This is a genomic window from Nonomuraea sp. NPDC049709, assembly GCF_040674815.1.
Taxonomy (GTDB): Bacteria; Actinomycetota; Actinomycetes; order Streptosporangiales; family Streptosporangiaceae; genus Nonomuraea.
In genome coordinates this window covers 83,216-97,959 of record NZ_JBFANM010000001.1, presented here as the reverse complement: position 1 = coordinate 97,959, position 14,744 = coordinate 83,216, and the positions used below count along the sequence as shown (strand labels likewise).

At 71.3% G+C, this 14,744-nt stretch carries 8 protein-coding genes and 1 pseudogene; 8 read left to right on the top strand and 1 reads right to left on the bottom strand.

Going from position 1 to position 14,744, the window contains the following annotated elements:
• The first annotated feature begins 28 nt into the window (after nucleotides 1–28).
• The 5 genes from AB0J69_RS00510 to AB0J69_RS00490 all read left to right on the top strand — a co-directional run bounded on the left by AB0J69_RS00510 (nucleotide 29) and on the right by AB0J69_RS00490 (nucleotide 7,793).
• On the top strand, nucleotides 29–1,336 hold the full coding sequence (locus AB0J69_RS00510) for a phosphatase PAP2 family protein (protein WP_364111278.1): 1,308 nt from the start codon (nucleotides 29–31) through the stop codon (nucleotides 1,334–1,336).
• A 185-nt stretch (nucleotides 1,337–1,521) separates the two neighbouring features.
• On the top strand, nucleotides 1,522–1,845 hold the full coding sequence (locus tag AB0J69_RS00505; RefSeq protein ID WP_364111276.1) for a trypco2 family protein: 324 nt from the start codon (nucleotides 1,522–1,524) through the stop codon (nucleotides 1,843–1,845).
• A gap of 13 nt (nucleotides 1,846–1,858) precedes the next feature.
• Nucleotides 1,859–5,899 (top strand): trypsin-like peptidase domain-containing protein, encoded by a 4,041-nt coding sequence (locus tag AB0J69_RS00500; protein ID WP_364111274.1) that lies wholly within the window; start codon nucleotides 1,859–1,861, stop codon nucleotides 5,897–5,899.
• A gap of 56 nt (nucleotides 5,900–5,955) precedes the next feature.
• Complete coding sequence (locus AB0J69_RS00495; protein WP_364111272.1) at nucleotides 5,956–6,960, top strand: ATP-binding cassette domain-containing protein; 1,005 nt, start codon at nucleotides 5,956–5,958, stop codon at nucleotides 6,958–6,960.
• Nucleotides 6,957–7,793 (top strand): ABC transporter permease, encoded by an 837-nt coding sequence (locus AB0J69_RS00490; protein ID WP_364111270.1) that lies wholly within the window; start codon nucleotides 6,957–6,959, stop codon nucleotides 7,791–7,793. The genes AB0J69_RS00495 and AB0J69_RS00490 overlap by 4 nt, the downstream gene beginning before the upstream one ends.
• 1,680 nt (nucleotides 7,794–9,473) lie before the next feature.
• On the opposite strand, the pseudogene AB0J69_RS00485 reads toward AB0J69_RS00490, so the two are convergent.
• Nucleotides 9,474–10,664 (bottom strand): annotated as a pseudogene (locus tag AB0J69_RS00485) (BTAD domain-containing putative transcriptional regulator); the annotation flags it as partial.
• Nucleotides 10,665–12,022: 1,358 nt separating this feature from the next.
• Here AB0J69_RS00485 and AB0J69_RS00480 point away from each other — a divergent pair.
• From AB0J69_RS00480 to AB0J69_RS00470, 3 genes are read left to right on the top strand one after another with little or no spacing between them, the layout of a single operon-like run.
• Nucleotides 12,023–12,736, top strand: a complete 714-nt coding sequence (locus AB0J69_RS00480) for a hypothetical protein (protein ID WP_364111268.1) — start codon at nucleotides 12,023–12,025, stop codon at nucleotides 12,734–12,736.
• 59 nt (nucleotides 12,737–12,795) lie between these two features.
• Nucleotides 12,796–13,554 (top strand): glycosyltransferase family 2 protein, encoded by a 759-nt coding sequence (locus AB0J69_RS00475; protein WP_364111266.1) that lies wholly within the window; start codon nucleotides 12,796–12,798, stop codon nucleotides 13,552–13,554.
• Complete coding sequence (locus tag AB0J69_RS00470) at nucleotides 13,551–14,744, top strand: 2-phospho-L-lactate transferase CofD family protein (RefSeq protein ID WP_364111264.1); 1,194 nt, start codon at nucleotides 13,551–13,553, stop codon at nucleotides 14,742–14,744. The genes AB0J69_RS00475 and AB0J69_RS00470 overlap by 4 nt, the downstream gene beginning before the upstream one ends.

Below are 14,744 nucleotides of genomic sequence, written 5' to 3'. Positions count from 1 at the left end.
CGTGTGACCTGAAGAGTAGTTTGCTCGCATGCTTGAATCACGTGAGCCGGGCAGGGCGGCTGTCCTGCGGCGCAAGGCCATTTGCTTAGCCGTCGCGGGAGTCGTCGGCGCGGGGACGCCGATCGGACTCGGCTCGTCAATGGCGCACGCGTCGGATTCTCCCGCGCCGGAAAATGCCGTCATCGTCTGGGACAGAAACGCCGAGACGGCGATCTGGGACATCGCCCGTCAGCAGCCACAGGTCCAGGCACGCAGCTTCGCCATGGTCCACGGCGCCATCTACGACGCGGTGAACGCGATCGCCGGCACCCCCTACCGGCCGTACCTGGTCGCCCCGCCCGCCGGCGGCGCCGCGTCGACGCCCGCGGCCGTCGCGACCGCGGGCTTCGGCGTGCTCAGCGCGCTGTTCCCGGCCCAGGAGGCGAGGCTGCGGACGCAGTACGACGAGTCGCTGGCCGCCATCCCCGACGGCGCCGCCAAGGAACGCGGGATCGCCGTGGGCACCCAGGCGGCCTCCGCGATGATCGCGGCCCGGGAGAACGACGGGGCCTTCGGCAACCAGACCTGGGCCGTCGGCACCCAGCCGGGACAGTGGCGGCCGGCGCCTCCCACGAACGCCTCCGACGGGGCCTGGGTCGCCCACCTCAAGCCGTTCCTCCTCCCCAGCGCGTCCATGTTCCGCACCTCCGGCCCGCCGTCGCTCACCAGCGACCGCTACACCCGCGACTTCAACGAGGTCAAGGCGATCGGCTCGGCGACCAGCACGGTCAGGACGGCCGACCAGACGCAGGCCGCCATCTGGTGGCACGACCGGCACCTGGCCGAATGGGAGATCAAGCGCCAGCTCGCCACGAAACAGCGGCTGAGCACGCTCCAGACGGCACGGATGTTCGCGATGGTCGACATGGCCGAGGCCGACGCCACGATCGCCTGCTACAACGAGAAGGCGGCGTGGAACTTCTGGCGGCCGGTCACCGCGATCCAGCTCGCCGACGACGACGGCAACCCGGACACGGCGGGCGATCCCGGCTGGATGCCGTTGCTCGTCACGCCGCCGCACCCCGACTTCACGTCCGGACACACCTGCTTCACCGGGGCGAGCATGTCGGCGCTGACACACTTCTTCGGCCGGGACAACATCTCCTTCAGCGGCTACAGTGCCGACTCGGGCACCACCCGGCACTTCCGTAGCTTCTCGCAGGCGCTCGCGGAGGTCGTCAACGCCCGCGTCTGGGGCGGCATCCACACGCGTACGGCCGACGTGGAAGGCGCGAAGATCGGCAAGCAGGTCACCGCGTACATGGTGAAGCACTACTTCCGGCCCCACGGGCACTGACCGCCGTCACTGGCCGGGCAGTGACGTGGTGAGGCATGTCCTCATGCACGTCGAAGCTGGGCGTCGCCCAGGCGTTCCTCGGCCGCCGCGGCAGGCGCACGCGATGGCCGGAGGGAGCGGAAGACCGGGTGCCGCGGGGCGTCTTGCGCAACCATTGGGATCATGTCCGGCGGACCTGATCGACGATGGGTGATCTGATGAACGAGTCTGAGGGTGTCCCCCTGGCCGACTACATCCGCGTGCTCCGCGATCAGCTGGAGACGGCGCAGGAGGATGGGCAGGGCCGTGGGGTGAGGTTCGGTGTCGGGGCCGTGGAGCTGGAGTTCGAGGTCGCTGTGACGCGGGAAGCGGGCGGAAAGGGCGGGCTGAAGCTGTGGGTGGCCGAACTGGGTGCTGAGGGCAAGAGGAGCGGTGTCCGGACCCAGAGGGTCCGGATGACCCTCACGCCTACCGACGAGGACGGCCGTCCGCTCTCGGTGACCGACCGGTTGCCCGAGCCGCCGCGTTGAGACGGTGTCTCGCATGGTCGGCTCGCTCGTCGGACGGTGCGTCGAGCTCCTGGTCGAGCGGCAGGGCGCGACGGGGTACGGCTCAGGGCTGCGGCTGGCCACGTCCCTGGTGGTGACGGCCGGGCACGTCGTCGAGGGCGGGACCGCGGTCAGGGTACGGCTGTTCGGAGGGGGCCCGGAGGAGATCACGGTGGCCGGCCGGACCGTCTGGAAGGGCGTTCGGGCGGACATCGCGCTGGTCGAACTCGCTCCGGACGTCCGCCTCGGCGAGCTCGCCCCCGTGGCCGTCGGGGTCGTCCCGGAGGACTCCGACGGGCGGCTGCCGTTCACCGCGGTCGGATTTCCCCGCCACCGGACCTGGAGGGACGGCGACAGGGCGACCTGGCGCGACAGCGACCAGATCGACGGGATCATCCCGCTGGGTTCGAGCGTGAAGCGGGGGCGCCTGGTCCTGCATCGGGCGGACGGGCGCCTCCTTGAGGCGCGTGACTGGAGCGGTTTCTCGGGTGCCGCCGTCGTCTGCCAGGGCGCGGCCGTCGGCGTGGTCGTGGAGTCGGCGCACTCCGGCGGTCTCGAAGCGGTACGCCTGGCCGCCGCGATCGGCACGTACGAACCGCGTGCGGAGTCCGAGCGGGAGCCCGATCCGAGCACCGCGGCCGCACGCGCGCTCCTGGCCGGCCACGGCGTCGTTCCGGAGCGGATCAGCGTCCCCGGTCCGCCGGAGGAGCGGCGTCGCCCCGCCTACGAGGCGCTGCTGCGCCAGTACGCGGCCCGCTGCCCGGAGCTGACCGGGCGGGAGCAGGAGCTGGCCGAGCTCACCGCGTTCGCGACCGGGCGGGAGCCGTACCTGTTGCTCGTCGCCGGGCCCTGGGCGGGAAAGACGTCATTGGTCACGCACTTCGCCACGGGCGCCCATCCCGGGATGGACATGGTGTCGTTCGTCATCTCCCGGCGTGACGGGCAGATGCGGGTCCAGCAGTTCCATCGCGCGGTGTGCGAGCAACTGGCGGCCCTGCTGGGTGAGTTCCCGCCCGCCGACCCGGACGCGGCCGTCTTCCTCAGCCTTTGGGAACGCGCGGTGCGGGACCACGAGCGGCGTGGACGTCCCCTGGTGCTGATGGTCGACGGCCTGGACGAGAACGACTTCCGGGAGCTGGCCGAGCCCAGCATCGCCGCGCAGCTGCCGACCGGCCTCGGGACGACGGCGCACGTCCTGGTGACGAGCCGCCACCCCCACGTTCCCCTGGACGTGGACGGGAGCCACCCGCTGCGCGGCTGCCGCCGCCGGGTCCTGGCCCCCTTTCCCCTGGCGACCAGCCTGCTCCTGCGCGCCCGCCAAGAGCTGGATCACGTGCTCACCGAGCCGCTGCCGCGCCGGGTCCTGACCGCGATGGCGGTCGCCGGCGGCGCGCTGAGCAGCAGGGACATCGCCTCGCTGACCCACGACGCCCCGCTGGCGATCCGCCGGACCCTGGAACGGGATCTCTCCCGCGTGGTGGAGCCGCGGCCCGGCCGGACGACCAGGTACACGCTCGCGCACGACACCCTGGTTGCCACCGTACGGGAGGATCTGGACCAGGAGGAGGTCGAGCACACCCGCGCGGCCATCGACGCGTGGGCGCTCGGCTTCGCCGAGGCCGGGTGGCCCGACGAGACGCCGGACTACCTGACCGACGCCTACCCGACCCTCCTGCTCGCCGAGGGCGCCGGTCACACCCTGGCCAGGCTGGCTTCGTCCGAGCGGCGTGCCCTGCTCCGCCGCCGGGCCGGTGGCGATCTGGCCGCGTTGTCCGAGGTGTCGCACGCGTCCAGGCTGCTCGCGGCGGACCCGGGCTGCGACCTCACCATGCTGGCCCGGGTCGCCCTGCTGAGGATGCGCATCGAGGACGACATCCGCCGAGTGCCCTCCTCGTATCCGCTGCTCCTGGTACGGCTCGGCCGGACCGAGGAAGGCGTGCAGCTGGCCCGTACGCTCCAGAACACCTATTCGCGCGCGGACGCCCTGCTGGCGGTCGGGGAGTTCCTGTTCGGCTCCCGTCCGGTCGAGGCCCGGAGCCTCGTCCTGGAGGCGATGGCCGTACCGGGAAGGCTGGAGCTGGAGCGCGTGGAGCATGCGATGCGCGCGGCCCTCGCCCTGGCGCGACGGGGCGAACCCGATGCCGCCGGCATCGCCCGTCAGATCGTCACCGACCATCTGCACGGCCTGTACGGCCATCAGCGAGCCTGGTCGATCGTCACGGTCGCCGGTCCCTTGGCCGAGATCGACCCGGCGCTGACGCGGGACCTGATCGAGGAGGCCGTCGTCCATGCCGACGACGAGAACCGGCCGGACATATGCGGCTATCTCGCCCAAGCGTGCGGCTCCCTCGGCGAGATCGACCGCCTGCTCCGCCACCTCTCGGCCCTGGACCGAAATGACCGAAGAATCGCCCTGCTGCGCGCCTGCGAAGACCATTTCGCCAAGGGAGGCCGCCGGAACGTACCGGAGATGCTTCTCGCCGCGCTGAACCGTGAATTCCCCGCGGCCGAACTCGTGGAGTCGGCGGCCTACCAGGACGAGGAACGGGCTCGGCACCTGCTGGACCTGCTGCCCTCGGCCGCGGCGGTCCTCCAGTTCCACGATCCCGGCAGGCTCGTCCACACCACCCTCGCCGCCCATGGTCACGATCCCCGGCAGGGCGCGGCCACGACGCCCGGAGAGCGTGACGACCTGCTGGCGCATGCCGCGGCGTCCGCCCGGAACAACGGGCACCTGCTTCTGGCGACCTCCCTAGGACGGGACATCGCCGACCCCGTCATCCGCGCGGAGTCCCTCTCCGAAACCGCGCTGGCCATCCTCGACACCGGCACACCCCAGGACGCCGACCCCGTGGTGGGAGAGATAGGCGCGGCCCTCGAGGAGAGCGTGAGTGCGGCGTCTCCTGCCGTCTTGGCGGCATTCGCACGTGCCGCCGGTGGCGCCGGAAGGACGGAACTGGCTGAGGTGGCCATGGACCTGGCGCTGCGCACGGTGCTGAGTGACGTCAATGACCACAAGGCCACGTGGGCGGCGACCCCGGTGGCGACGGCGGCCGCGTCCCTCGGCCGTCTGGAGCACACCCTCGCGATCGCCGCGGCGTTCCAGGCGGAGGAAACGGACCGGATCGACATCCTCCTGGACACCGCCGAGGCCCTCGGCGACCGCCCGTCAGCCGACCTCGACCTGCTCATCGACCTGGTGCGCGAAGGAGTCGAGAACGTGGACGAGCCGGGCACGAGCGGATGGCGGTCCCGCGTCCTCGGCGATCTCGTCGAGCTGCTCCTGCGCACAGGGCGCATCGACGAGGCGATGGACCTGGCCGCGAATGCGGGCGACCCCCGGGCCCTTGTCCTCAGGATGCGTGCGCACCTGCTGTCGGATGACATCGCCGGAGCGATCTCGCTGATGCGCGAATCAGACGCCGGTTCCCCTGTTGACGTCGCGCGCCGGCAGGAGCAGGTGGCCGCGATGGTCGTCGAATTGTGCGACTCCGGTCACCAGGCCCTGTGCCGCGACTTCACGGCCGAGCTCACCCGAATCGCGGACCTGACCCTGACCTTCGATGACGGCCTCTGGGCCCGTCCATGGCTGGCCGCCGCCTGCCGGGCCACAGGACTCGCCGAGGAGTACCGGACGCTCCTGGACCTGGCGCAGCACGCCGTTCTGGTGACGGGAAGCGTCGCGACGACCGTGACCGTGCCGGTGGAGGCGGTCGTCCGCCTGCGTCTGTGGGACCGCTATCGCGTCGAAGCCGGCCGGTTGGCCGAGGTGCCGGCCGAGAGCGTGCTCACCGGGCTGGTCGAGGCGATGCTCGAAGCAGGTCTCCTGAGCGAGACGGTCGCCGTCATCGACGACCTCGACGAGGACGCGGCCTACTGCCTGGCACTCGCCGCGGCCACCGGTGACCGGCCGTCCTCCGACCTGGTCAGACGTTCACTCGCCCGCGGCTTCGTCAGCGAGGTCATCACCCCGCTGGCCGCGCTGGAGCCCCGCTGCCTGGACGAGATCGCGGCACAACTCGGGGTCAGTTCGTAGAACCGGTGAAACCTGGCCGAGGGTGCCGTGAAACCGGGGCCGCCGAGAGTGAGGCCATGAGCACCACAGAACTCGAACGTACCGGGGGCACCGACCTGGCCGTACGTGCGGAAGGGCTGGCCAAGACGTTCGGCGAGCACCGCGCCGTCGACGGGATCGACCTCGAGGTACGCCCCGGAGAGATCTTCGGCGTCCTCGGCCCGAACGGCGCCGGCAAGACCACGACACTACGCATGCTGGCCACCCTGTTGAAGATCGACGCGGGCCATGCCGAGATCTTCGGGGTCGACGTGGCCGGCAACCCGCACGTGATTCGCCAGCTGGTCGGCGTCACCGGACAGTACGCGTCGGTCGACGAGAACCTGACCGCCCGCGAGAACCTCTGGCTCTTCAGCCGCCTTCAGGGCATCGCCGCGCCGCGCGCCCGGCGCATCGCCATAGACCTGCTGGGCCAGTTCGGCCTGGAGGAGGCCGCCGACAAACCGATCGCGCAGTTTTCCGGCGGCATGCGCCGGCGCCTCGACCTGGCGGCCAGCCTGATCACCAAGCCACCGCTGATCTTCCTCGACGAGCCGACCACCGGGCTCGATCCGCGCACGCGCGGCCAGATGTGGGACACCATCCGCGGCCTGGTCGCCGACGGCTGCACGGTGCTGCTGACCACCCAGTACCTGGACGAGGCCGACCAGCTCGCCGATCGCATCGCCGTCATCGACCACGGCCGCAAGGTCGCCGAGGGCACCCCCGACGAGTTGAAGACCGCGGTCGGGAACTCCGCCCTCCAGCTGCTGCTCGCCGATCCGGACGAGGTGCCCACCGCCGTGCGGGTCGTACGGCGCGTCCTCGGCTCCAACCCGGTACTCAGCCCGGAGCAGGGCCGCCTCAACGTCGCACTCGACCAGGCCGACCTGGCCGCGGACGTACTGATCGCGCTGCGCACCGCCGGGGTGTCGATCTCCTCGGTCAGCGTGGCCAAGCCCAGCCTGGACGAGGTGTTCCTCGTCCTCACCGGCCACGAGACGGACGGCGACGGCCAGACCGGCACGGAGGAGAACCGATGAGCACCACGATCGCACCCGCCCGCGAGGCGGTCCGGGCCGCCGACCGCGTGGCGTCCGCCCACCGGCGCGTCTCCCTGGGGGAGACGATCGGCCAGACCCTGACGATGGCGTGGCGGGCGCTCAAGAAGATGCGCCGGAACCCGGAGCAGTTCTTCGACGTGGCGCTGCAGCCCATCCTGTTCACCGCGATGTTCGCCTTCATCTTCGGCGGCGCCATCGCCGGCGACGTGGAGAGCTACCTCCCGCTGATGATCCCCGGCATCCTCGCCCAGACCGTGCTGACGACGTGCATGGCCACGGGCACGCAACTCCGCGAGGACATGGAGAAGGGCGTCTTCGACCGGTTCAAGTCGTTGCCGATCGCCCGGATCGCGCCGCTCGCCGGCCCGATGGTGGCCGACCTGCTGCGCTACACGATCGCGGCCACGCTGACCTTCGCCATGGGCCTGGTGATGGGCTATCGTCCGGGCGGCGGAGTGGTCGGCGTGCTCGCCGCGATCCTGCTGGCGATCGTCACGGGCTGGTCGCTGGCGTGGGTCTTCACCTGGGTCGGCACGATCGCCCGCAGTGCCCAGGCCGTCCAGGGCATCTCCATGATGATCTTGTTCCCGCTGACGTTCCTGTCGAACGCGTTCGTCCCCGTCGAGACCCTGCCCGGCTGGCTGGCCGCGTTCGTCCGGGTCAACCCGGTCTCACACCTGGTCACGGCCGCCCGCGACCTCGCCAACGGCGCCCTCGTCAGCGGGGAGGTGGCCTGGACGCTCCTGGCATGCCTGATCGTCATCGCGATCTTCGCGCCCCTGTCGGTACGCAGCTACAAGCGGCACATGTGACCCTCGCCCGTCACGGCCGGAGACCTGCTCGACGAGATCCCGCGCCTCGTCGAGCAAGTCGGAGCCGCGCCGGTCGCCGTACCCGGCTCGCACGGTGGCGATCATCCCCGGCGCGGCCCGCTCGGCGTACGGCTCGATCCGCTCGAAGGCCATGCTCGGCATGATGCCGTTGTACGCGAACCGCTCGGCCAGCACCAGCAACCGGATCGCGTCGCCGGGAGCCATGGCACCCCGCAGCAGCCCCCAGGCGCCGAGCGCGAAGAGCATGGAGCCGCACAACGGGTAGTCGATGACGGGGCTTTCCACGGACAGCACGTCGTGGCCGCCGACGAGGGAGAACAGCTCCTCGCCGTACCCGACGGCTTCCGGCGGGGCGTGGTACGCGTACGCCGTCAGGGAGACCGACTCCGCGACGATCGTCCACGGCATGGAACCCTCGTGCGGTATCCCCGGCAGGCGCAGGTCACGCGCCCGCTGGACGGCCCGGCGGTATTCCGCGAGCGCGGCGGCCGTCTCGCCGCGGGCCAGGGCGAGCTCGGCCGCGCACAACGAGACCATCGCCATCCCGCCGAGCACGGCCTCGTTGTCGTTGATCCGGGTGATCGCGGCGAGTTCGGCCTCCGCGGCGCCGAGGTCGCCGTCGGCCAGCGCGGAGGTCAGCAGCAGCGCGCGGAGCTGGGTCTCGTCGTCGGCGGCGCCGAGCCGGCTCAGCACGGGAATGGCGGTTCGCGCGTGCCCGATCGCCCGGCGCCGGTCGCCGAGATGCATGACCAGGTGGGCCAGCACGGCATGCATGATCGCGGGGAACCACGGCCCGTCGTCCTCGCGGAACATCGTCAGGGTCCGCTCCGCGGCCTCGATCGCCCCGGCCACGTCTCCCGCGTTCTCCAGGACGTGAACGCTCGCGTGCGTCGCCGCCAGGGCCACGTCATAGTCGGGGCTCCGGCGCAACTCCGACAGCACGCGTCGCAGGTCGGGGCCGTCGGTCGCGAGCGCCACCGTGGCCATCGCCGCCACGCGGGAATTCGTCGCGTCACTGGTCGGCAGCGCGCCGAGGAGATCGCGCAGCGGATCGTCCCGGCGGTCGGTGATGATCATGACGTTCATGAGCATGATCAACGTGGCGGCCCTGGTCGCCTCGACGAGGTGCGGCGGCGGCAGCCAGCCGGTGATCACCTGGGTGATGGCGTCCCGGTGAGCGAGGATCCGGGGATGGTCGCCGCGGATCGACCACAGCGCGCCGACGCCGGCCAGCAACTGGATCGCCGTGCCGGGATCGGGCTCGCCGAGAGCCTGCCGGAGCAGATCGGCGAGGTTGCTCTCCTCGGCGCGCAACGCGTCGGCCGCGGCGAACTGCGCCGGGCCGAACAGCTGGGTGGCGTGACCGAGGGCGTACGCCGTCGCCCACTCCCGCTGCGCCGCCCGGGCGGTCGCCTCCTCGCCGGCCTCCCTCAGCCGCATCCGCCCGAACTCCCTGACGGTCTCCAGCATCCGGTAGCGCAGGCCGTACGCCGTCTCGCGGACGCTCAGCATCGACTGCTCGGTCAGCGCGTCCACGACGTGCAGGGCGTCCGGGCCGAGTACGTGCTCGGCCGCGGCCAGCGTGAACCCGTCGCCGAACAGCGACAACCACCGCCACGCCCGCTGTTCCGGCTCCTCCAGCAGGTTCCACGACCAGTCGATGACCGCGAGCAGCGTCTGGTGCCGGTCGGGGGCCGTACGGTTGCCGCCGCGCAGCAGGGCGAACCGGTCCGCCAGCCGCCGCGCGATCTCCTCCACCGCCATCACCCGCACCTTGGCCGCGGCCAGCTCGATCGCGAGCGGCAGCCCGTCGAGGCGGGCGACGACCTCCTCGACCGCGCCCTCGTCGATCCGCACCCCCGGGCGGGCGGCCGTGGCGCGCTGGCGGAACAACTCCACCGCGTCGCCCGTGGGCAACTCCCCGAGCGGGTAGACGCGTTCGGCGGGGATCGACAAGGGGGCGCGCGAGGTGACGAGCACCCGAAGGTCGCGGGTCGTCACCGACAGGAACGCCACCAGGTCGGCGACGGCCTCGATCACGTGCTCGCAGTTGTCCAGGATCAGCAGCGCCGGAGCCTGGTCGAGATGCTGGGAGATCCGCGCGCGAACGTCGGAGCGCTGCTCGGCGGTCAGGGCATGACGCCCGCTGACCGAGTCGCGGACCCCGAGCGCCGAGCCCACCTCGCCCACCACGCCCTCCGGCGAGGAGACGCCGACGAGCTCGACGAAGTGAGCGATAGGTTGCGTGGCGTTCCTGCCCACGACGTGGGCCAGCCGCGTCTTGCCCAGCCCGCCGGGACCGACGATGGAGACCACCCGATTGGTCTGCAACAGGGCGTGCACCGCACGGATGTCGCCGGCACGACCGAGCAGCGAGGAACCGTCGAACAGGATGCCCGCGCGCACCGGCCGATCCGCGACGAGGAGCTCGGCGTACACGCGGGCCAGCTCGGGCCCCGGTTCGGTGCCGAGCCGCGCGACCAGGCCCGTGCGATAGCGCTCGTAGCGCTCCAGCGCGGCGGCGGCACCTCGTACGGCGGCCTCGCTTCGCAGGAGGCAGGCGAGCAGCTCCTCGTCGTGCGGCCGATCGGCCGCGACCTCCTCCAGCAGCGGCAGTGCGCTCTCGTGCGCACCGCTCCTGCCTTGCGCGATCGCCGCCACCCGCCGAGCCTCGCTCACCCACCTGGCCGCAACGCTCCGCAGCTCAGCGAGCGCACCGGCGGCACCGTCCAAGCTGCCGGCCAGGAGACTCATGGCTTCTTCCGCACGGTGGCGCGCGAGCGCCATGTCGTCCTCGCCCAGCGCGGCCCGTGCCTGCTCCACCAGCGTGCCGAGCAGCAGCGCGTCCACCTGATCGGCGGGCAGCCCCAGCCGGTAGCCACGGGGGATCCGCACCACGACGTCGGCGCACGTCGCCGCCCTGGTCCGCGAGACGACCACCTGCAGCGCCTTCGTCGGGTTGGCCGGCGCCTCGTCCGGCCACAACTCCTCGACCAGGCGCTCGTCACCGACCCCCGCCCGCCCGTGCAAGGCCAGCACGGCCAGCAGGGTGTGCGCGCGATCGCCGACCACCCGCCCACCCCGCCAGCGGACGCCGTCGAGCAGTACCAATGCGGGGGACACCCCCTCAGCTTACGGACGTGTCACAGGTGAGGAGCGAGGCCGAACGAGTATCTCGACGAGCGAACCGAGGCCCAGGCGATCGGGACCACTCGCCATCCTGCAACCGATCCGACCACGCACCCCGGCTTCCCGCCGCCCGCCTGTCCCCGAGACCGACCTCGACGAGGACGAACCCATTCCCGTTGCTGGAAATGGGCCCCTGAGCTGGAGCGCGGCCGACAGGAGTCGAACCCGTAACCTTCTGATCCGTAGGGAAGGGCAGACACCTCGTCAGCAGCCTCCCGCGCTGGTGAAGCGGTGAATGCGGGTCGCCGCCGTGTGATCACGTCAGGCGTAGTTGCTGTATCCGGCTGCTGTACAGCAGATGATTCGCGAGGACTACCAGCACTTCAGCAAGGGCGGCGGCTGAGACCTGCGCCGATGTCACAGAACTGGCCCCGACCTGGGGTTTGGCTACTCACTACTTCTCCGCGTTTCGGGGTGTCTCACCACCGGCATCGACGGCCGCCCTACGCCTGAGATCCACATGCCGATGCCGAGGTGGTGGGGGCACACCAACAAGCGGGTGTTCAACCCCCGCGCGATCGCCGGCAGGACGTGGCCGGTGCTGACCCACGTCGGTCGCGTCTCGGGCGCGACGTACCGCACGCCGCTCCAGGCGCATGCCGTTGACGGCGGCTACCTGATCGTTCTGGTGTACGGATCGGGCTCCGGCCGGGTGCGGAACGTCCTGGCGCCGACGGTGCGCGGCTCCGCATCACCGAGTTCCTCCGGATGGACCTGGTCGCGGACTGACGCGCTGAAAGCCGCGTCGGAAGCGCGCTTCTCTACGCGGCCGTCCCATGGTCGAACGAGCGATCGGCGCCGGCAGCCGATTCTCGGAGGTCTCCCGGGCGCGAGATCCACAGAAATCTCCCCATTTATGAAGAGGAACGTATAGGGTCCCATTTCGGAATGCTGACAGGGAATGTGTGGATTTCGGGGAAGCCGTCATATCGGGTATCTCGGTGTAAATCCGGATCCGACGCGTTTCTCCAGGTCACCAGCTTTCGAGTGGCGACGTCGGATGGGAGATGCGGAGCTTCATGACGGTCCGTGGCGACACACCGCAGTCTCCGTTACCCCCTACGGACGCGGAGAACCCCGGCGCCACCCGATGGGCCCTGCACCTGTGGTGGATCGCCCTCCTCGCGGGGGTGCTCGGTTTCGGGTTCACCTGGCTGGCCACCCCGCACGGCCGGGAGATCGGCGCCGCCTGGGAGCTCGGCGTGAAACTGGTCGCCTTCGCCTTCCTGTGCTGCGCGATCGCGTTCTTCCCGTGGGTGTCGGAGCGGCTGCACTGGCTGTTGTACGTCCCGTTCGTGTTCTTCACCGCGTACGTGATCCCGAGGGTGAGTTACTTCTACTACGGGGATGTCGGGCGTATCGAGGGCGACAGCTTCTACACCCATCTTTACCTGCTGCTCTATCCCGGGATCGTGCTCACCGTAGCCGCCGCCTTCCGCATCGGCGGCGGCAGCCCCGGGCGCTGCCTGAAGATCGCGATCAGCGGCATCGTCATCGTGTTCTCGGGGCTCCTCGACATCATGTGGCAGCTCGTCAACCCGGTCGACATCCCCGACGTCATCGACGCGCCGCACATCAACGTGATCACCGGCGGGCCGATCTCGTTCGGCGGGGCCGTGCTGTTCACGCTGGCACATGTGCCGATCGTCGTCGGGATCAACCTGCTCCCGCTGGACCGCTGGATCGCCCGCCTGATGGGGAATGGGACGCCCACGCCGGCGGGCCGTCACTGACACACCACGAGGAGGCGAAGCTGGACACCTACGACGTACCGCCGACCGTCGACATCTCGGTGGCGGCGCCCGCCTACAACGAGGCTGCGAACATCGCGGCGGCGGTGACCGAATGGCGGGAGTACTTGGCCGGGCACCCGGCGATCGGCGCCTGGGAGATCGTCCTCTGCAACGACGGCAGCACCGACGCGACCGGCGAGATCCTCGCGGAGCTGCGGGAGGGCTGCCCCGAGCTGGTCGTCGTCGACTTCGCCGCGAACCGCGGCGCCGGGGCGGCCATCGCCGCCGCCATCGCGCACACCCGGCTGGACTGGGTCGTACTGCTCGACTCCGACGGGCAGTTCCCGATCGCCAACCTGGACGCGTTCCTCGACCGCGTACGGGCCGGCGAGGCGGACGCCTTCTCCGGCGCCCGCATCAGGAAGGCCGACGGCGTCGCGTACCGGTGGGGCTCGGCGGCCAGCGGCGCGGTCAGCAACCTCACGCACGGCACCCGGTACCGCGACTACAACTCGATCTTCAAGGTGGTACGCGGCCCGCTGCTGCGCGCCCTGGCCCTGGAGTCGAGCGGGATGAACTGCTCGACCGAGATCACCGCCAGGGTCACGGAGCTCGGCCGTACCTGGGTGGAGATCCCGATCGAGCACCGGGAGCGCGGCGGCGGCGCCCGGGGGTGGCGGTTCTGGCGCGGCGCGCGGGACCGTGCCCTGTTCGTGGGCTATCTCGGCTACCGTCGGTGGCTGTTACGCCGGGGCGTGCTCCGTCTCCCGGAGGCGCCGGAGGAACCGGCGCGCGGGTTGACGGAGCGGGCCCGATGAGCGGCCGCACCGCCGTCACCCTCTTCAGCGGTGGGCGCGGCGGGGCCAGCATCGCGCGCGGCCTGCTGCGCACGCCGGGGATCGACCTCACCCTGGTGATCAACGGCTACGACAACGGGCGGTCCACCGGGGCGCTCCGGCGTTACCTCCCCGGGATGCTCGGCCCGTCGGACTTCCGCAAGAACCTCCTGGTCCATCTCGACGACCGCGACCCGCGGCAGGCCGCGCTCCGCTCGGTGCTGGAGCGCCGGCTCGTGGCCGGGACCACGCGGGAGGAGTTCGGCGAACTGGTCGCCGGACCGGCGTTCCCCGCCCTCCCGGCCGAAGCCCGCACCGCGATCACGCGGGACCTGGCCGCGTTCCTGCGCAGGCTCGACAGCCACCCCGACGGGCTCGACCTGACCGACTGCGCGCTCGGCAACCTCGTGTTCGCCGGCGCGTACCTCCGGCTGGGCGAGGACTTCAACGCCGCGGTACGCGCGTGCGCCCGGACGTTCGAGTCACCGCTCGGCCTGTTGAACGTGACCAGCGGCGAGAACGCGTACTTGGTCGCGCTCAAGCAGGACGGCCGGCTCCTGGCCGACGAGGCCGACATCGTCGCGCCGCAGGACGCCGCCGCGATCACCGACCTGTTCCTGCTCCGCGAGCCGGTCACCCCGGAGCGCCGGGCCGAGCTGGCGGCGAGACCCGTCGAGGAGGTGCGGCGGATCCTGGCGGGCCTCCGCGCCCCGGTCTCGCTGAACCCGGAGGCCGGGGACGCGATCAGGGACGCCGACCTTCTCTTGTACGGGCCCGGCACGCCGCACTCGTCACTGCTGCCCAGTTACCTGACGCCGGGGATCGCGGACGCGATCGCCGAGAGCCGGGCCGCGGCCAAGGTGTTCGTCGTCAACACCCGCGACGACCACGACGTCCAAGGGCTGAGCGCGCCCGAGCTGGTCGGCCGTACCCTGGCCTACCTTGGCGACCCGGGCAACGAGCGCGGCACCGTCACGCACGTCCTCAGCCACCGCGCACCCGAGGCACCGGGAGTGCCGTCCGACGTCGTCGCCGGCGGCGTCTGGGCGGGCGCCCGATGGGTCACCGCCGACCTGGAGGACGCCGAACGACCCGGCGTCCACTGCGGCCCCCGCACCGTACGCGCACTGACCGAGATCGCCGACGAGGCCGCGCTGGCGAGGGCCCGATGA

What these genes read in the sequence shown, in the direction of transcription:
- AB0J69_RS00470 (WP_364111264.1), top strand. Translation starts at nt 13,551, where the DNA reads ATGAGCGGCCGCACCGCCGTCACCCTCTTCAGCGGTGGGCGCGGCGGG.
- AB0J69_RS00505 (WP_364111276.1), top strand. Translation starts at nt 1,522, where the DNA reads ATGGGTGATCTGATGAACGAGTCTGAGGGTGTCCCCCTGGCCGACTAC.
- AB0J69_RS00495 (WP_364111272.1), top strand. Translation starts at nt 5,956, where the DNA reads ATGAGCACCACAGAACTCGAACGTACCGGGGGCACCGACCTGGCCGTA.
- AB0J69_RS00510 (WP_364111278.1), top strand. Translation starts at nt 29, where the DNA reads ATGCTTGAATCACGTGAGCCGGGCAGGGCGGCTGTCCTGCGGCGCAAG.
- AB0J69_RS00490 (WP_364111270.1), top strand. Translation starts at nt 6,957, where the DNA reads ATGAGCACCACGATCGCACCCGCCCGCGAGGCGGTCCGGGCCGCCGAC.
- AB0J69_RS00480 (WP_364111268.1), top strand. Translation starts at nt 12,023, where the DNA reads ATGACGGTCCGTGGCGACACACCGCAGTCTCCGTTACCCCCTACGGAC.
- AB0J69_RS00500 (WP_364111274.1), top strand. Translation starts at nt 1,859, where the DNA reads ATGGTCGGCTCGCTCGTCGGACGGTGCGTCGAGCTCCTGGTCGAGCGG.